Annotated in this window: 18 protein-coding genes; 11 read left to right on the forward strand and 7 right to left on the reverse strand. The window is 71.1% G+C overall.

All coding sequences use genetic code 11. The annotated features are described in order from the left end of the window. Positions 1 to 16: 16 nt before the first annotated feature. Entirely contained in the window at positions 17 to 856 is an 840-nt protein-coding gene (locus tag CBF90_RS11475; RefSeq protein WP_088380653.1) for an exodeoxyribonuclease III, read from the reverse strand. Positions 857 to 919: 63 nt separating this feature from the next. On the opposite strand from CBF90_RS11475, the gene CBF90_RS11480 reads away from it, so the two are divergent. The 3 genes from CBF90_RS11480 to CBF90_RS11490 all read left to right on the forward strand — a co-directional run bounded on the left by CBF90_RS11480 (position 920) and on the right by CBF90_RS11490 (position 3,239). Further along, positions 920 to 1,414: a metallophosphoesterase family protein gene (locus tag CBF90_RS11480; protein WP_064956357.1), complete on the forward strand. Its 495-nt coding sequence runs from the start codon at positions 920 to 922 to the stop codon at positions 1,412 to 1,414. 41 nt (positions 1,415 to 1,455) lie between these two features. Then, positions 1,456 to 2,034, forward strand: coding sequence for an orotate phosphoribosyltransferase (pyrE, locus tag CBF90_RS11485; RefSeq protein ID WP_023952782.1), 579 nt, complete (start codon positions 1,456 to 1,458; stop codon positions 2,032 to 2,034). A 113-nt stretch (positions 2,035 to 2,147) separates the two neighbouring features. Continuing rightward, entirely contained in the window at positions 2,148 to 3,239 is a 1,092-nt protein-coding gene (locus tag CBF90_RS11490; protein ID WP_064956356.1) for an alkene reductase, read from the forward strand. 5 nt (positions 3,240 to 3,244) lie between these two features. Here CBF90_RS11490 and CBF90_RS11495 read toward each other — a convergent pair whose 3' ends face one another. Next, positions 3,245 to 3,643: a helix-turn-helix domain-containing protein gene (locus CBF90_RS11495; protein WP_242435665.1), complete on the reverse strand. Its 399-nt coding sequence runs from the start codon at positions 3,641 to 3,643 to the stop codon at positions 3,245 to 3,247. A gap of 76 nt (positions 3,644 to 3,719) precedes the next feature. Here CBF90_RS11495 and CBF90_RS11500 point away from each other — a divergent pair, with 76 nt between their 5' ends. Next, entirely contained in the window at positions 3,720 to 4,130 is a 411-nt protein-coding gene (locus CBF90_RS11500; RefSeq protein WP_088380655.1) for a RidA family protein, read from the forward strand. Positions 4,131 to 4,155: 25 nt separating this feature from the next. On the opposite strand, the gene CBF90_RS11505 is transcribed toward CBF90_RS11500, so the two are convergent. Next, complete coding sequence (locus CBF90_RS11505) at positions 4,156 to 4,341, reverse strand: hypothetical protein (protein ID WP_023952775.1); 186 nt, start codon at positions 4,339 to 4,341, stop codon at positions 4,156 to 4,158. Between the two features lie 112 nt (positions 4,342 to 4,453). Then, positions 4,454 to 5,263, reverse strand: coding sequence for an HAD-IIA family hydrolase (locus tag CBF90_RS11510; RefSeq protein WP_023952774.1), 810 nt, complete (start codon positions 5,261 to 5,263; stop codon positions 4,454 to 4,456). 42 nt (positions 5,264 to 5,305) lie between these two features. On the opposite strand from CBF90_RS11510, the gene CBF90_RS11515 reads away from it, so the two are divergent. After that, positions 5,306 to 6,268, forward strand: coding sequence for an SDR family NAD(P)-dependent oxidoreductase (locus CBF90_RS11515; protein WP_023952773.1), 963 nt, complete (start codon positions 5,306 to 5,308; stop codon positions 6,266 to 6,268). 6 nt (positions 6,269 to 6,274) lie between these two features. On the opposite strand, the gene CBF90_RS11520 is transcribed toward CBF90_RS11515, so the two are convergent. Next, entirely contained in the window at positions 6,275 to 6,913 is a 639-nt protein-coding gene (locus tag CBF90_RS11520) for a metal-dependent transcriptional regulator (protein ID WP_023952772.1), read from the reverse strand. A 38-nt stretch (positions 6,914 to 6,951) separates the two neighbouring features. Between CBF90_RS11520 and CBF90_RS11525 the strand changes: the two genes are divergently transcribed. Beyond that, the gene (locus tag CBF90_RS11525) at positions 6,952 to 7,593 is read left to right on the forward strand and encodes a TrmH family RNA methyltransferase (RefSeq protein ID WP_088380656.1); all 642 of its coding nucleotides are present in this window, start codon (positions 6,952 to 6,954) and stop codon (positions 7,591 to 7,593) included. An 18-nt stretch (positions 7,594 to 7,611) separates the two neighbouring features. Here CBF90_RS11525 and CBF90_RS11530 read toward each other — a convergent pair whose 3' ends face one another. Together CBF90_RS11530 and CBF90_RS11535 are read right to left on the reverse strand one after the other, a co-directional pair. Then, complete coding sequence (locus CBF90_RS11530; protein ID WP_088380657.1) at positions 7,612 to 8,121, reverse strand: hypothetical protein; 510 nt, start codon at positions 8,119 to 8,121, stop codon at positions 7,612 to 7,614. 80 nt (positions 8,122 to 8,201) lie between these two features. Next, positions 8,202 to 9,518: an MATE family efflux transporter gene (locus CBF90_RS11535; RefSeq protein WP_088380658.1), complete on the reverse strand. Its 1,317-nt coding sequence runs from the start codon at positions 9,516 to 9,518 to the stop codon at positions 8,202 to 8,204. Between the two features lie 126 nt (positions 9,519 to 9,644). On the opposite strand from CBF90_RS11535, the gene CBF90_RS11540 reads away from it, so the two are divergent. From CBF90_RS11540 to CBF90_RS11560, 5 genes are read left to right on the forward strand one after another with little or no spacing between them, the layout of a single operon-like run. Continuing rightward, positions 9,645 to 11,441: an alpha/beta fold hydrolase gene (locus CBF90_RS11540; RefSeq protein WP_071918619.1), complete on the forward strand. Its 1,797-nt coding sequence runs from the start codon at positions 9,645 to 9,647 to the stop codon at positions 11,439 to 11,441. 46 nt (positions 11,442 to 11,487) lie between these two features. After that, positions 11,488 to 13,485 (forward strand): M13 family metallopeptidase, encoded by a 1,998-nt coding sequence (locus CBF90_RS11545; RefSeq protein WP_172407830.1) that lies wholly within the window; start codon positions 11,488 to 11,490, stop codon positions 13,483 to 13,485. 52 nt (positions 13,486 to 13,537) lie between these two features. Further along, on the forward strand, positions 13,538 to 14,455 hold the full coding sequence (locus CBF90_RS11550; RefSeq protein WP_233494906.1) for a serine hydrolase: 918 nt from the start codon (positions 13,538 to 13,540) through the stop codon (positions 14,453 to 14,455). A 58-nt stretch (positions 14,456 to 14,513) separates the two neighbouring features. After that, positions 14,514 to 15,311 (forward strand): MerR family transcriptional regulator, encoded by a 798-nt coding sequence (locus tag CBF90_RS11555; protein ID WP_071918617.1) that lies wholly within the window; start codon positions 14,514 to 14,516, stop codon positions 15,309 to 15,311. A 31-nt stretch (positions 15,312 to 15,342) separates the two neighbouring features. Then, positions 15,343 to 16,215 (forward strand): hypothetical protein, encoded by an 873-nt coding sequence (locus CBF90_RS11560; protein WP_088380660.1) that lies wholly within the window; start codon positions 15,343 to 15,345, stop codon positions 16,213 to 16,215. Positions 16,216 to 16,228: the final 13 nt, after the last annotated feature.

Below are 16,228 nucleotides of genomic sequence, written 5' to 3' on the forward strand. Positions count from 1 at the left end.
ACGGTCGGCACGACGGTCAGAAGATCATCGGGCGATCGTCGTCGTCGTCACCGTCGAGGTCGAGGTCGACGACGACGGGGACGTGATCGCTGGGCGCCTCGCCCTTGCGCTGGTCACGGTGGATGGCGGCGCCCGTGACGGCGTCGGCGAAGGCCGGCGAGCCGAGGATGAAGTCGATGCGCAGGCCCTCGTTGCGGGGGAAGCGCAGCTGCTTGTAGTCCCAATAGGTGAACCCGGTCGGGACCAGCGGCCGCACCGTGTCGGCGAGCCCGGCGTCGAGCAGCGCCTGAAAGGCGGCGCGCTCGGGCGGGGACACGTGGGTCGTGACGCCCTCGATGAGGGTGGGGTCGCCGACATCCTCGGGCGTGGGGCAGATGTTGAAGTCGCCGGTGAGCGCCAGGGCGAGGTCGGGCGATGCTGCGAGGGTGTCGCGCGTGTACTGCTCGAGCGCCTGCAGCCAGTGCAGCTTGTAGACGTAGTGCGGGTCGTCGAGCGACCGGCCGTTCGGGACGTACAGGCTCCACACCCGGACGCCGCCGACCGTCGCGGCGATGGCCCGCGCCTCCTGCGGCGCGTCGGGTCCCTCGTGCCCCTTGAGGAAGCCCGGCATCCCGGGAAAACCGATCTGCACGTCGGTCATCGGCTCGCGGCTGGCGATCGCGACGCCGTTCCACTGGTTCAGGCCGTGCAGCTCGACGTGGTAGCCCGCGGCCTCGAACTGCTCCATCGGGAACTGCTCGGGCTTGCACTTGATCTCCTGCATCGCCAGGACGTCGATGTCTTCGTTCACGGCGAAGCCGACGATGCGGTCGACGCGAGCGCGGATCGAGTTGACGTTCCAGGTGGCGATGCGCATGCCTCCAGCCTATTCGGAGCCTCGGACGTCGCCCGCTGCGCGGCATCCGGATACCGTCGGGGGATGGTCACGCGACTGCTGCTCATCGCCGACACCCATGTTCCCGGGCGGGCGCGGGTGCTGCCGGATGCCGTGCTCGCCGCAGCGGATGCGGCGGACCTCATCGTCCACGCGGGCGACTGGGTCGCGGCATCCGTCCTCGACGAGCTCGAGGAGCACGGCGAGGTGCTGGGCGTGTGGGGCAACAACGACGGAGCCGACCTGCGCGCTCGGCTGCCCGAGGTCGCGCGTCGCACGATCGAGGGAGTCCGGTTCGCGGTCGTGCACGAGACGGGGGCGGCGACGGGGCGCGAGCGACGGATGGATGTCGCGTACCCCGACGACGACGTGCTCGTGTTCGGGCACAGCCACATCCCCTGGGACACGACGACCCCGCGCGGGCTCCGGCTGCTCAATCCGGGCTCGCCCACCGACCGGCGCCGCCAGCCGCACAAGACCTTTCTCACGCTCACGGTCGAGGCGGGCGAGCTCCGTGATGTCGAGCTCGTCGTGGTCTGAGCGGCGCGAGGCGCGCGCGCTCCGCTCGTAGAATCGGGGTCATGACCGTCGCAGGCACGCCCGAGCTCGAAGCCGACCGCCAGGACCTCATCCGGCTGATTCAGGACGAGGCGGTGTTCCACGGCGACTTCACCCTCTCGAGCGGCAAGAAGGCGACGTACTACGTCGACATGCGGCGCCTGACCCTCGACCACCGGGCCGCGCCCGCGATCGGCCGCATCATGCTCGACCTCATCTCGGACATCGACGGCGTCGTCGCCGTCGGCGGTCTCACTCTCGGCGCCGACCCGATCGCGAACGCCGTCATGCACGAGTCGGTGCGTGCCGGTCGCCCCCTCGACGCGTTCGTCGTGCGCAAGGAGCCCAAGGACCACGGCCGCGGTCGCCAGATCGAGGGCGCGGATGTCGCGGGCAAGCGCGTCGTCGTCGTCGAGGACACCTCGACCACCGGCCAGTCCGCGCTCAAGGCCGTCGAGGCGCTGCGGCGCGAGGGCGCTGAGCCCGTCGCGGTGGCCGTCATCGTCGACCGCAAGACCGGCGCGCAGGCGGCGGTCGAGGAGGCCGGGCTGCAGTGGCTCGCCGCGATCGACCTCGACGACCTGGGCCTCGCGCCGCAGTAAGGCGCTTCACCTGGCAGCATCCGCCGCTTCCGGCCGCATGAGGGGGCGTGAACTGCCAAGCGAACCGCCCTGCGGAGGAATAGCGCGCAGGGTGGGGGTGGTTGCGCTCGGGTATGAGCCTGTACGAGCCCGCCGTCTTCGGCGCCCTGAACCTGTCGAACCGCGTCGTCATGGCGCCGCTGACCCGCACCCGCGCGGGCGAGGACGGCGTCCCCACCGACGTGATGGTCGAATACTACCGCCAGCGTGCGGGGCAGGGGCTCATCGTCACCGAGGGTACGTGGCCGGTCGTCGAGGGCAAGTCGTACCCCGGGCAGCCCGGCATCCGGACCGACGAGCAGATCGCGGGCTGGCGGCGCATCGCCGACGCCGTCCATGAGGCCGGCGGCACCATCGTCATGCAGCTGATGCACGGCGGACGCGTGTCGCACCCCGACATCACCGGTGCCGATCGGGTCGTCGCGCCGAGCGCCCTGGCTGCGCCCGGGCAGACCCGGACTCCGAAGGGCAAGGCCGACATGCCGATCGCCCACGCGCTCACCGCGGCGGAGATCCCGCTCGTCGTGGAACAGTTCGCACAGGCGGCGCGCAACGCCCTCGCGGCCGGGCTCGACGGCGTCGAGGTCCACGGCGCCAACGGGTACCTCGTGCACGAGTTCCTCTCGCCGGTGTCGAACGTGCGCGATGACGAGTACGGCGCGTCGCCCGAGAACCGTGCCCGCTTCGCGGTCGAGGTCACGCGGGCCGTCGCCGCAGCCGTGGGAGCCGACCGCACCGGCATCCGCCTGTCGCCGCAGCACAACATCCAGGGTGTGCTCGAGCACGACGACGCCGACGCCCTCGCCACCTACACGGCTGTCGCCGAAGGGCTCGCCCCGCTCGGGCTCGCGTTCGTCGACGTGCTGAGCGCCGACCCCACGGGAGACCTCGTGCAGCACATCCGCCGCGTGGCCGGCGCGCCGTTCATCCTCAACTCGGGCTTCGGCTCGCCCACGACCCGCGAAGAGGCCGAGACCCTTGTGACGTCGGACTGGGCGGATGCCGTCGCCGTCGGCCGTCCTGTCATCGCCAACCCCGACCTGGCGGTGCGGTGGCAGCAGCGCGCTGAGCTCAACGAGGCGCGCCCCGAGCTCTTCTACGGCTCGACCGCCGAAGGATACATCGACTATCCCTTCCTCGCCGAGGTGCGCGCCGGCACGGTCTGATCGACCTAGGCCCCGATCCCGGGCGTTCCGTCCATCTCATCGTCGAAGCGCCGACGTGCGTCCTCGATGCGGGGCATGTGCTCGTGCGCCCAGGCGAGGATGACGTCGACGGGCGGACGCAGCGTCTTGCCGAGCGGCGTGATCCGGTACTCCACGGCGACGGGCCGGGTGCTGAGGACCACGCGCTCGACGATCCCGTTGCGCTCGAGGCGCCGGAGGGTCGCGGTGAGCGACTTCTGCGTCACGGCGGGGATCGCCCGCCTGAGGGTGCTGAACCGGGCGGGTGCGTCGCACAGCTCGTTCAGCACCGCGAGCGACCACCGGTCGAGCACCTGGTCGAGCAGCTCGCGATGCGGGGCGGTGATCTCGAATCGGTCTGTGGCAGTGGCGGCGGTATCGGTCACGCTACCCAGTCTCGTTGAAGTGACCTCCGCGCACCAGGTATCCATGGGATACCCACGTCGATGCAAGGAGCTATACATGACCGTCCACCTGTCGTCACCCGCCTCGCTGATGCAGCCCGTCCCGTACCACCATGTCGCCGTGGCCACGGGAACCCGCCACGTCACCGTCGCCGGCCAGATCGCCCGCACCGCCGACGGCAGGCCCGTCGCCCCGGGCGATCTCGCCGGTCAGGTCGCTCACGCCCTTCGCAACACCCACGCCGGGCTGGCCAGCGCGGGGGCGGGGCTCGGCGATGTCGTCCGCTTGACGTTCTACGTCACGGGGTGGTCCCCCGACCGCATCGCCGACTTCATGGCGGGTGTCCAGGAGGTGGCCGAGGAGATCGGGCTGCCCACGCCGATGCCGCCGGCATCGCTCATCGGGGTCGACTACCTCTTCGAGCCCGATGTCCTCGTCGAGGTCGAGGCGACCGCGATCCTCGACTGACGCCCCGCGGCGGGCCCCCGGAACCTCAGCCCCGGAAGACGGGCAGCTGCGAGGCGAGGCCGAGCAGCAGGCCGAAGAACATGAGCAGGATGATGCCGCGCCGCGTCGACCCGCGATTGGTGCCGTCGGTGCCGATCTGCTGGTTGCGCACGAAGATGATGAGGGCGACCAGCAGCACCGCCAGTCCGGTGAGCGCCAGGACGATCGACATCAGTCGTCGTCACCGTCCCGACGCCGCCGCACCATCTGCACGACGACGACCACGAGGGTGGTCGTGAGCATGAGGGCGACGCTGATCAGCAGCAGGTTCTGCTCGAACTCGTTCACAGGATGCCCGGATCCTCGGTCTCGTACGGCTCGGCCTCGAGCAGGTCGGCGACCGAGTCGAGGATCTCGTCGGGGCGGAAGGGGTAGCGCTCGATCTCGGCGTCGTCCGAGATGCCGGTGCGCACGAGCACGGTGTGCAGGCCCGCCTCGATGCCCGCCACGACGTCGGTGTCCATGCGGTCGCCGATCATGCCGGTGTTCTCGGAGTGCGCTCCGATGCGGTTCATCGCGGAGCGGAACATCATCGGGTTCGGCTTGCCGACGACGTACGGGCTCTTGCCGGTCGCGTGCGAGATGAGCGCCGCGAACGAGCCGGTGGCGGGGACCACGCCCTCGGGGGTCGGGCCCGTGGCATCCGGGTTCGTGATGATGAAGCGTGCGCCGGCGTTGATGAACCGGATCGCCTTCGTGATGGCATCGAACGAGTAGTTGCGGGTCTCACCCACGACGACGTAGTCGGGGTCGGTCTCGGTCATGATGTAGCCCGCCTCGTGCAGGGCCGTGGTGAGGCCGGCCTCGCCGATGACGAACGCCGAGCCGCCGGGATGCTGCGACCGCAGGAAGTCGGCCGTCGCGAGCGCCGACGTCCAGATGCGGTCCTCCGGGACCTCGAGCCCCGACCGCGCGAGACGCGCGCTGAGGTCGCGCGGCGTGAAGAAGGGGTTGTTGGTCAGCACGAGGAACGGCGTGCCCGTCTCGCGCCACTGCGCGAGCAGTTCCGCCGCACCCGGGATGGGGTGGTTCTCGTGGACGAGGACGCCGTCCATGTCCGTGAGCCAGCACTCGATATCGGCGCGTGTCCGCATGGCCCCAGCCTAGCCGTGGCGATCCGGCCGTAGTCTTCACTCGTGGCCCACGACGACTGGAATCCCCGCAAGCTGCCCGACCTGTCGGGCAAGCGGTACCTCGTCACGGGTTCCAACGCGGGACTCGGCTACTTCGCGACGCTCCAGCTCGCCTCCGCCGGGGCCCACGTCATCATGACCGGCCGCAGCCCGCAGCGCCTCGCGACCGCGCGCGCATCGGTCACGAGGGCCCTTCCCGAGGGGGTGGGCTCGATCGAGACGCTGCTGCTCGACACCAGCAACCTCGGTTCGGTCCGTGCGGCGGCGGCGACCGCGCGCGGGCGCAAGCCCCTGCACGGCCTGCTTCTGAACGCCGGGATCGTGCACCCGCCTCGGCAGCGCCGCACGACCCCCGACGGCCATGAGCTGGTGTTCGCCACCAACGTCCTCGGCCACTACGCGCTCGCCGGTGAGCTGCTCATCGCGCTCGCCGCGGGCCGCGGGCGCATGGTGTGGGTCGGCTCGGTGTCGACCTCGATCTGGAAGTACGACCCGACCGACATCGAGCTCGAGAGCGACTACTCGCCCTGGCGCGCGTACGTCCAGTCGAAGGTCGCCACGACCTCGCTCGGCCTCGAGGCCGACCAGCGGCTGCGGGCGGCGAGCGTGCCCGTCTCGAGCCTGGTCGCCCACCCCGGGTACTCCACGAGCGGGCGCACCCGCGGCATCGCGGGGATCAACGAGCCCACGCGCATGACGCGCTTCACCGACAACCTCCAGGTCGCCGTGACCCAGTCGAAGGAGCGCGGGGCCTGGCCGCTCGTGCGCGCGCTCGTCGATCCGGATGCCGCGGGCGGCGAGTTCTACGGACCCTCCGGCGTGGTGCGGGGCGAGCCGCGCGTCGCGACGCCCGCGGCGATCACGCGCGATCCCGAGATCGCCGCGCGCCTGTGGTCGTACTGCGAGCACACGACCCGCACGCCGTGGCCGTATCTGAAGGCGAGCCGGACGCGCGCGAAGAGCTGATCGCGCTCAGGCGGTGATCCAGATGGCCGCGGCGGCGCCGGGCGGCAGCACGGCGGAACCGCCGCCGTCGAGCTGAACGCTGTCTCGTCCGCTGACGATCAGGGTGTGACCGACGTCGATGCCGCGTTCCTCGAGCGCCCGCAGGAGCGCCGGGTCGCGGTCGCTCACGCGGAGGATGCGGCCCTCGTGGCCGATCGCGGCTTCGGCGAGCAGCACGAACGGCTCGCGATGGACCTCGCCGTCGGCGTCGGGGATCGCGTCGCCGTGCGGATCGAATCGCGGATCGCCCAGCCGCTCCGCGATGCCCGCGAGCAGACGGTCGCTGATGGTGTGCTCGAGCACCTCGGCCTCGTCGTGCACCTCGTCCCAGGCGTACCCGAACTCGCGCACGAGCCACGTCTCGATGAGCCGGTGACGCCGGATGATGGATGCCGCCCGCCGGCGGCCCGTCTCGGTCAGCGTCACCGGTCCGTAGGGGCGATGCGACACGAGGTCCTGTGCGGCGAGCTTGCGCACCATCTCGGTGACCGTCGACGGTGCGAGCCCGAGCATGGCCGCGAGCTGCGACGGGGTGATCGGCGCCGACTGCCACTCGGTGTGGTGGTAGATCGTCTTCAGGTAGTCGTCGACGGCGGGGGAGGGCACACTCCAGATTATCCGCGGGGGCGGGATAGCCTGTCCCGGTGACCCGCCCCGACCCCGCCGACGCGGAACCGCAGCTGCCGGTGGGCGTGGGACCGTGGCCGGGCGGCCCGGACGCATGGCCCGACGACCCCCGCTACGACCCGCAGCTGCTCGCCGACGGCGACCGGCGCAACGTCGTGGACCGGTACCGCTACTGGCGGCTCGAGGCGATCGTGGCCGATCTCGACGAGCATCGGCATCCTTTCCACGTCGCGATCGAGAACTGGCAGCACGACATGAACATCGGCTCGATCGTTCGCAGCGCCAACGCGTTCGGTGCGGCGGAGGTGCATATCGTCGGACGCCGGCGCTGGAACCGCCGCGGCGCGATGGTCACCGACCGCTACCAGCACGTCCGCCACCACGAGGATGTCGCCTCCTTCGCCACGTGGGCGCGCGAGAACGACCTCCCGATCGTCGCGGTGGACAACGTCCCGGGGTCGGTTCCGGTCGACCGGGTCGACCTGCCCGAGCGTGCCGTGCTGATGTTCGGCCAGGAAGGCCCGGGGCTTTCGGCCGAGGCCGTGGCCGCGGCATCCGTCGTCGTCGAGATCACGCAGTACGGCTCGACGCGATCGATCAACGCCTCGGCGGCGGGTGCCGTCGTCATGTACGAGTGGTGCCGGCGCTGGGCTCGGTGAGCCCGCATCGACCGGAGATCACCGCTCGGGGTGACGGTCGGGCGTGACGGCGTAGACGAACAGCCCCGTCGCCGAGGCGCTGAGCTCGACCGTGGCGTCGGCGGGCACGTCGCGGATGCTGTGCGCCTGGGCGTTCTCGTCGACCGCCGCACAGGTCGCCTCACCGCTGTCGAGCGTCTCGCCGTTCGCCGTCACGGTGTAGGTCAGCTGACTGCCGGAGCCGGTGACGCAGGCGATCGTCACGATGGCGGGAGCCTCGCCCGCCGTGACCGCGATGATCGGCTCTCCGCCCGGATCGAGGACACCCGCCTCGCGCTGAGTCCACGAGGCTCCGCCGAGCGCGTTCTCGGGGATGACGGTGTCGGCCCAGCGCTGGGCGTCATCCGCGGTGGGTCGGGGAAGCGTGCGCGCGTCATCGGACGGGGTCGCGACCTCGACCGGCGGAGTCCGTTCCGCGCAGCCGCAAGCGAGCATCCCGACCGCGAGCACGGCGATGCCGGCGGCGGAAACAGAGGTGAGCTTCGGCATGGGGCCACGGTACGGGCCGAGGCTGAGGTTCGCACGTGAGCGAGGTTTCGACCCGATCACAGTTTCGCCCGGGCCGCCGTTCAGACGGCGATGCGCAACCATGCGCCCCGGCGCACGCGCCAGCCGAGGGTGAGCAGCCGAGCGATCATGTACACACCGAAGAACGCCGCCGCGAGCCACGCGAGGCCCGCCGCGCCGTCCGGATGCAGCGCACCGATGATCAGGAGAGCGGGGATGAAGGGCACGAGGTTGAGCCCGCCGGCGATGGCGAGGTAGCGCGCATCTCCGGCGCCCATCAGAACGCCGTCGAGGACGAAGACGACGCCGCACACGGGCTGGGCGATCGCGAGGACGAGCAGAGCCGGCTGCACGAGCGCGGCGACCGCGGGATCGCCGGTGAACAGCAGCCCGATGACGCCCGACGTCGCCGCGATCAGCCCGCCCACGAGCACTCCGAACCACGCGCCCAAGGCGACGGTCCGCCCGAGCACGCGCTTGACGAACGTCTCGTCGCCGGCACCGAGCCCGCGTCCGATCAGGGCCTGCGCGGCGATCGCGAGGGCGTCGAGCGCGAAGGCCGCGGTCGAGAAGATCGTGAAGGCGACCTGCCAGCCGGCGAGTTCGTTCGTTCCCAGTCCCGTCGCGACCGCGACGGTCGCGAGCAGCGCGGCCCGCAGCGACACCGTGCGCAGGAACAGCCAGCCGCCCAGACGCGCCGACCCGCGCATGCCGTCGGCGCGGGGCCGGAGCGACGCCGAATGCCGGCGGGCGAGACGGCCGATCACGACGGCGTAGGCACCGACCATGCCCCACTGGGCGATGACGGTGCCCATGGCCGATCCGGCGATTCCCCATCCGAAGCCGTAGATGAACAGGACGTTCAGCAGAGCGTTCGCGCCGAACCCGAGGCCGGCGATCCACAGCGGGGTGACGGTGTCCTGCATCCCGCGCAGCAGCCCGGTCGCCGCGAAGACGACGAGCATCGCCGGAAGCCCCCACATCGACAGCCGCAGGTAGGTCTCGGCATCCGTCGAGACGGCCTCCCCGGCGCCGAACAGACCCACCAGCAGCGGGGTCGCGAGCGAGCCGGCCGCCGCGAGCACGGCGCCGAGGCCGAGCGCGAGCCACAGACCGTCGATCCCCGCGCTCACGGCGCTCGTGGAGTCGCCCGCCCCGAAGCGGCGCGCCACCGCCGGCGTCGTCGCATACGCGAGGAACACCATCAGGCCCACGATCGTCTGCAGCACCGCACCCGCGATGCCCAGGGCCGCGAGCGGCACGACGCCGAGGTGGCCGATGAGGGCGGCGTCGACGATGAGGAACATCGGCTCCGCGATGAGGGCCCCGAGCGCGGGAACGGCCAGCCGCAGGATCTCGCGGTTGAGCGTGGGCGCCATGAGACGAGCCTAGGGGCGGACCGCCGCCGGGCCGGCCTTGCACGCGGGCCCGGTCGCTGTCGAGCGCGCGGAGCAGCACCGCATCCCCGACTAGCGTTGATCATCGACCGGAGGGGAAGGACGGGGATGCGGCTGCTCAAACGCCTGGCGATCGCGCGCCTGCACGCGCGGCTGCCGACGTGGGTCCGCGTCGTCGTCGCCGCGGCGGCCGTCGTGCTCGGCGTCGTCATCGTCATCCGGCCCACGACCGCTCTCGACGTCCTCGCCTGGCTGATCGGCGGCGGCATGGCCCTGACGGGACTGCTCGAGCTCACCGGACGTGAGGGGGAGGCGCATCGGCCGCGCTGGCGCACGGCGACCGGCGTCGCCTGGCTGGTCGGCGGCGCGATCGTCCTCCTCGCGCCGGGACTGACGGTCCGCGTGGTCGCGATCGTCGTCGGCATCCTTCTTCTCGGCGGCGGCGTCCTCGGCGTCATCGCCGCGTTCGGACGCGGGCGCACGTGGGACGCGCGCATCGCCGATGCGGCATTCGGCGCATCGGGGGTCATCTTCGGCGCGCTCGCACTGTTCTGGCCCGACATCACCCTGCTCGTGACCGCCGTCGTCTTCGGAGCACGGTTGATCATGAGCGGCGTCGTCGACCTCTGGACGCGGTTGCGCCGTCGCCGCGACGACCGGGCGGCCGAACGGCTGGGGGCCGACGGGCGCCCGCGCCGGCGATGGGGTCGCACCGTGGTTGCGATCGCCTCCGTCGCGCTCGCCGTCACCACGACGATCGTGACCGCGCCGCTGCGCGACGGTTCGACCGTCGTCGACGACTTCTACGCGGCACCGCGCGACCTGCCCGACGAGCCTGGACGACTCGTACGCGCCGAGCCGTTCGAGGCGGGCATCCCGGCGAGCGCCCAGGGATGGCGCATCCTCTACACCACGACGGGAGTCGAGGGGGAGGTCCGCGTCGCGAGCGCCATCGTGGCGGTGCCGCGCGAGGGAGACGGGCAGTGGCCGGTGATCGACTGGAATCACGGCACCACCGGGTTCGCTCAGCACTGCGCCCCGTCGCTGCAGCCGCGCGGACTGTGGGCGGGGGCGTTCTACATGCTGCCGCGAGCCATCAAAGAGGGATGGGCCGTCGTCGGCACCGACTACATCGGGCTCGGGACCGAGGGTCCGCACCCGTACCTCGTCGGCCTGCCGAGCGCGCACGCCTCGCTCGACGCCGTGCGCGCGGCTCGCGAGCTCGAGGAGGCCGATCTCGGTGCGCGGACCGTCGTCTGGGGGCACTCGCAGGGCGGTGCTGCCGCGCTGTGGACGGGCGCCGTCGCCCGGGAGTACGCCCCCGAGGTCTGGGTGCGGGGCGTCGCCGCCCTCGCCCCGGCGAGCGACCCGGCGGCTCTCGTGCAGGGCATCTCCAGCGTCACCGGCGGGAGCATCTTCGCCTCTTACGCCTTCGCCTCGTTCTCGGCGATCTACCCCGAGATCGAGTATCGCGACTATGTGCGTCCCGGCGCCGAGACGGTGCTGCGGCAGATGTCGGAGCGGTGCCTGTCCGACCCGACGATCGTGCTGTCGGTGGCCGCGGCGCTCGGGATGAGCCGGGATCCCGCGCTGTTCTCGCGGTCGCCGGCATCCGGGGTGCTCGGTCGCCATCTGCGCGAGAACACGGCTCCGCTTCGTTCCACCGCGCCCGTGCTGCTGGCGCACGGCGGAGCCGACAGCGTCATCCCCGTGCAGACCCAGGCCGCCTTCGTCGACCGGATGTGCGCGGCGGGCCAGGACGTCGATTTCCGCACGTACGCGGGATTCGAGCATGCGGGCGTCGTCGAGCGCCCGTCGCCCCTCATCGACGAGCTGTTCGACTGGACCAGGGACCGTTTCGCCGGCATCCCGGTTGCCGAGGGATGTACCACCACAGAACGCTGAACGCCCTCGGAAGTTCGTGTCGTCCGGTCGGCCTAGCATGGGTGCCATGACCGACCCCGTCCTCCCCTCCGGAATCGACATCGCCGAGCTGAGCCCCGAGATCCGACCGCAGGACGATCTGTTCCGGCACGTCAACGGCAGCTGGCTCGAGCGCACCGAGATCCCCGACGACAAGGCGCGGTGGGGCTCGTTCCACGTCATCGCCGAACAGGCCGAGAGCGACGTCCGCGCGATCATCGACGACGCGACGTCGGCCGAGCCGGGCACGGTGCAGCGCAAGATCGGCGACCTGTTCACGAGCTTCATGGACACGGCCCGTATCGACGAGCTCGGCGCCGAGCCGCTGCGCCCGCAGCTGGCGCGGGTCGACGCGGTCGACTCGATCACGGCGCTGCTGAGCACCGTCGGTGAGCTCGAGCGCGAGGGCATCGGCGGCATGATCGGCACGTTCATCGAGCCCGACCCGGGCAACCCCGAGCGCTATGTCGTCTTCTTCGTCCAGGGCGGGCTGTCGCTTCCCGACGAGAGCTACTACCGCCTCGACGGCTTCGACGCCACGCGCACCGCGTTCCGCGGCTACGCCGAGCGCATGCTCGAGCTCGCCGGCGTCGGCGATGCCGCGGACCAGGCCGACCGCATCGTGCGGCTCGAGACCGAGCTCGCCACGCACCACTGGGACAACGTCCGCAACCGCGACGCGGTGGCGACCTACAACCTGCACACGTGGGACGAGGTGCGAACCCTCGCGGGCGTCGACCTCGACCCGTGGCTCGAGGGTCTCGCGCCCCGGCACCGCGACGGCTTCGCCGAGATCAACGTCAACCAGCCGAGCTTCCTCTCCGGTCTGGGCACGCTGCTGACCGACGAGCACCTCGACGATTGGAAGGCCTGGCTGCGGCTGCAGGTCGTCCGTGCGTCGGCGCCGTTCCTGCCCGACGCGTTCGTCGCCGACAACTTCGCCTTCTACGGCACCCAGCTCACCGGCGTGCCCGTGAACCGCGAGCGCTGGAAGCGGGGGGTCAGCATCGTGCAGGCGGCTCTCGGTGAAGCGGTCGGCGAGATCTACGTCGAGCGGCATTTCCCGCCCCAGGCCAAGGTCGAGATGGACGCCCTGGTCGACAACCTCATCGAGGCCTACCGGCAGTCGATCACGGGCCTCGAGTGGATGACGCCGGCCACACGCGAGCGTGCGCTCGAGAAGCTCGCGGCCTTCACGCCGAAGATCGGCTACCCCGACCGCTGGAAGGACTACTCCGCGCTCGAGATCGATCCCACCGACCTCCTGGGCAACGTCCTGCGCTCGACCGAGTGGGAGTACGAGCGTCAGCTCGCCAAGCTCGGCCAGCCGATCGACCGTGACGAGTGGCACATGACGCCGCAGACGGTCAACGCCTACTACAACCCGCTGATGAACGAGATCGTCTTCCCCGCGGCCATCCTGCAGCTGCCGTTCTTCTCGTCCGAGCGCGACGCCGCGGCGAACTACGGCGGCATCGGCGCGGTCATCGGCCACGAGATCGGGCACGGATTCGACGACCAGGGCAGCGCCTACGACGGCACCGGCGCGCTCAACGACTGGTGGACCGACGCCGACCGCGCCGCCTTCGAGGAGCGCACGGGGGCACTGATCGACCAGTACAACGCGCTCGTGCCGCGGGGACTCGGCGAGGAGCACGCCGTCAACGGCGCGCTCACCATCGGCGAGAACATCGGCGACCTGGGCGGCCTCGGCATCGCGCTGAAGGCGTACCGGCTGCACCTCGCCGCCACGATGTCGCCGGAAGAGCTGGCCGAGGCGCCCGACGGTCCCGTGATCGACGGCTTCACGGGTGTGCAGCGGCTGCTGCTCAGCTGGGGACAGATCTGGCAGCAGAAGGGGCGCGACGCCGAGACGATCCGGCTGCTCACGATCGACCCGCACGCCCCGAACGAATTCCGATGCAACCAGATCGTCCGTAACATCGATGCGTTCTACGACGCATTCGGCGTGACCGAGGGAGACGAGCTGTGGCTCGCGCCCGAGCGCCGCGTCACGATCTGGTGATCACTCGAACCGAATCGCTCGAACTGACTCCGACGGAGACGAGAACATGACGGTGGATGGATCCGAATCCTCCCCCGGGACCGCCCGCTCGCGCGCGGAGCGACGCACCGGCGCGCGCCCGCGCCGTCGCTCCGGCGTGCCGCGGCGAGGGTTCGCGTCGACCGAGAAGGCGCTCGACGCCCTGGCGGCATCCGGGGCGCGGGTGTCGGTGCGGGTCAGCGACCTCGACCGCGGTACGCCCGTGCTCGCGGGCGACGACTTCGTCACGCTGCCGGTCGCGGGCCTGGGCATCGTCCCGTTGCTGATCGAGGTGGCGACGCGCTTCGAGGCCGGGACCCTCGATCCGCTCGAGATCGTCGATCGGTCGACCGTCGGCGACGTCGCGGTCGCGGGGCTCTGGCGCCATCTCGCGGCGCCCGCCCTGCCGCTCGGCGATCTCGCGGTGCTGGCCGCCTCGACCGGCGACGCGCTCGCCGCCAACGCCCTGCTCGAGCGGGTCGGCCTCGATGCCGTGCGGGCGCGGATCGGAAGCCTCGGGATGCCGCGCACGGCGCTGCTCGACCGGTTCCGCGACACCCGCGGGCCCGACGATGCGCCGCACTACGCTCTCGGCACGGCGCGCGAGCTCGCCGCCATGTTCGCGGCACTGGTCAACACCGACGTCGTCTCGCCCGGGGTGAGCGCCCAGGTGTCCGAGTGGCTGAGTCTGAACCACGACCTGTCGCTCGTCGGCTCGGTGACAGGACTCGATCCCTTCGCGCACGACGACGACAAGCACGAGCTGCTGTTCGTCAACAAGACCGGTCGGGCCGACGGCATCCGCGCCGAGGCCGGCGTGCTCGCCGGCCCCCGCGCCGGGGTGGCGTACGCGTTGCTGGTCGGGTTCGACGACCTGTCGATGAGCGATCGTCTGCGCGCTCACGAGGCGTTCCGCGCGTTCGGGTTCGACCTCATGGAGTACGTCTTCTGATGTGATCCGGCCGTGCGCTTGACTCTCACACCGTGTCAGGCTGTCGAGTGGGATCACCATGTTGAGTATCGGAGAGTTCGCCCGGCTGGCCGGCGTATCGGTGCGGATGCTGCGCCATTACGACCAGCTCGGCCTGTTGCGTCCGCATCGCGTCGATCCGGCCTCGAGCTACCGCTCGTACTCCGCGTCGCAGCTCGATCGGGCCAACCGGCTGATCGCGCTGAAGGACCTCGGCTTCACCCTCGAACAGGTCGGCCGGCTGCTCGACGACGGTATGTCGTCGGCATCGGTGGCCGCGCTCCTGCGGGAGCGGAGGGCTGAGCTGAGCGGCCAGATCGCAGCGGACGTACAGCGGCTGCACGAGGTCGAGGCGAGGCTCCGATCGATCGAGAAGGAGATACCCGTGTCCACATTCATCGAGACCGCACTGCCCGAGCTGACTCTGACCCAGCTGTCGGTCCGCATCGACGAGATGGCGCAGATCGAAGACGAGATCAGCGTCATGTTCCAGCGCGTGAACGACCGTATCGAGTCCGCCGGTGCGCAGCGGGTCGGACCCGGCGTCGCCGTCTACACGACGACAGGCGACGGCATGGTCGTCGCCGCGGCCGAGCAGATCGGCGAGGCGCCGGTGCCCGACGGCCTCGAGCGCGCGGTCGTCGCGGCCGAACCGCGGGCGCTCACCCTTCGCTACGAGGCGCCCGATCTGGCCGGCATCCAGAGCGCGTGGCAGGCGCTGGTCGCCGAGGCGGAGCGGCGCGGGCTGCGATCCGACGGCGCGTGCCGCGAGGTGTATCTGCAGACGCCCTATGACGGCGACCGATGGGTCATCGACCTGCAGCAGCCCGTGTCCTGAGCCCCGGCGCGGGGAGCGTTAGCCTGGGGGAGTGAGTTTGCTGGACCCCCGAGAAGCTGCACGTCGTGAGCAAGCCAAGTATCGGGGGGCCACCTCCGCGCTGGTCGCGAGCCTGATCTGGGGAATCCTGTCCGTCGCCGCCGCGGGTGTCATCGGGTTCGCGATCGGCGGCATCTTCGACCAGCTCCGGACCGTGAACATCAACAGCGTCTTCGGCACGTGGGACACCGGCATCCCGGTTGCCGTCCGCGGATGGGGCCTGCCCGTCGGCATCCTTCTGCTTCTCGTCTGCATCGGACAGTACGGCAAGTGGAACCACCGGTTCAGCGCACGCGAGAAGGGCTATGCGGCGATCGGCCCGCTCACGATCATCCTGGCCGGGCTGGCCATCGGCACGTGGGTGGCGACGACGATGTGGATCGCGCCCGACGCGATCGGCGTCGCCGTCGACCCGACGTTCGGACAGAACGAGCCGTGGGGTGTCGGCGAGTGGATTCTGTACGCCGGACAGTGGTGGCTCCCCGGTCTTCTCGCGCTTCTCGCGGTGCTCAGCTACATCGCGCGGGTGCGCGCCCTCGCGACGCGTCGCCGCAACAACGCGGTCATCTCGCGTCTTCTGGGCTCGGGCTCGCGCGTCGAGGCGGAGATCGTCGAGGCGCCCCTGCCCGCGCACGACGCGTCGCGGATGGCCGCATCGCTGGTGGCGAAGTTCACCGACGCCGTCGGCACGGATCGCTGGGTCACGACCATGGTGCTCATCGCGCCGCGCGAGGTGCCGGCGGTCGGCGACACGCGTCCGCTGGTGTTCGACCCCGCCGACCCCGGTGACACGACGCGCATCTTCCTGTCGCCGACGGGAAAGACGGGCGTCGACGACTTCGAGCCGGTGCAGCCCGCGAGCTGAGGCTCCGTCCGGG

Origin of the sequence: Microbacterium sp. AISO3, from assembly GCF_002204305.1 — a bacterium.
Classification (GTDB): Bacteria; Actinomycetota; Actinomycetes; order Actinomycetales; family Microbacteriaceae; genus Microbacterium; species Microbacterium arborescens.

Excerpts from the sequence above, each read along its gene's own strand:
- CBF90_RS11500 (WP_088380655.1), top strand. The coding sequence starts at position 3,720 with ATGACCGTCCACCTGTCGTCACCCGCCTCGCTGATGCAGCCCGTCCCG.
- CBF90_RS11540 (WP_071918619.1), top strand. The coding sequence starts at position 9,645 with ATGCGGCTGCTCAAACGCCTGGCGATCGCGCGCCTGCACGCGCGGCTG.
- CBF90_RS11555 (WP_071918617.1), top strand. The coding sequence starts at position 14,514 with ATGTTGAGTATCGGAGAGTTCGCCCGGCTGGCCGGCGTATCGGTGCGG.
- CBF90_RS11480 (WP_064956357.1), top strand. The coding sequence starts at position 920 with ATGGTCACGCGACTGCTGCTCATCGCCGACACCCATGTTCCCGGGCGG.
- CBF90_RS11490 (WP_064956356.1), top strand. The coding sequence starts at position 2,148 with ATGAGCCTGTACGAGCCCGCCGTCTTCGGCGCCCTGAACCTGTCGAAC.
- CBF90_RS11510 (WP_023952774.1), bottom strand. The coding sequence starts at position 5,263 with ATGCGGACACGCGCCGATATCGAGTGCTGGCTCACGGACATGGACGGC.
- CBF90_RS11545 (WP_172407830.1), top strand. The coding sequence starts at position 11,488 with ATGACCGACCCCGTCCTCCCCTCCGGAATCGACATCGCCGAGCTGAGC.
- CBF90_RS11530 (WP_088380657.1), bottom strand. The coding sequence starts at position 8,121 with ATGCCGAAGCTCACCTCTGTTTCCGCCGCCGGCATCGCCGTGCTCGCG.
- pyrE (WP_023952782.1), top strand. The coding sequence starts at position 1,456 with ATGACCGTCGCAGGCACGCCCGAGCTCGAAGCCGACCGCCAGGACCTC.
- CBF90_RS11475 (WP_088380653.1), bottom strand. The coding sequence starts at position 856 with ATGCGCATCGCCACCTGGAACGTCAACTCGATCCGCGCTCGCGTCGAC.
- CBF90_RS11505 (WP_023952775.1), bottom strand. The coding sequence starts at position 4,341 with ATGTCGATCGTCCTGGCGCTCACCGGACTGGCGGTGCTGCTGGTCGCC.
- CBF90_RS11535 (WP_088380658.1), bottom strand. The coding sequence starts at position 9,518 with ATGGCGCCCACGCTCAACCGCGAGATCCTGCGGCTGGCCGTTCCCGCG.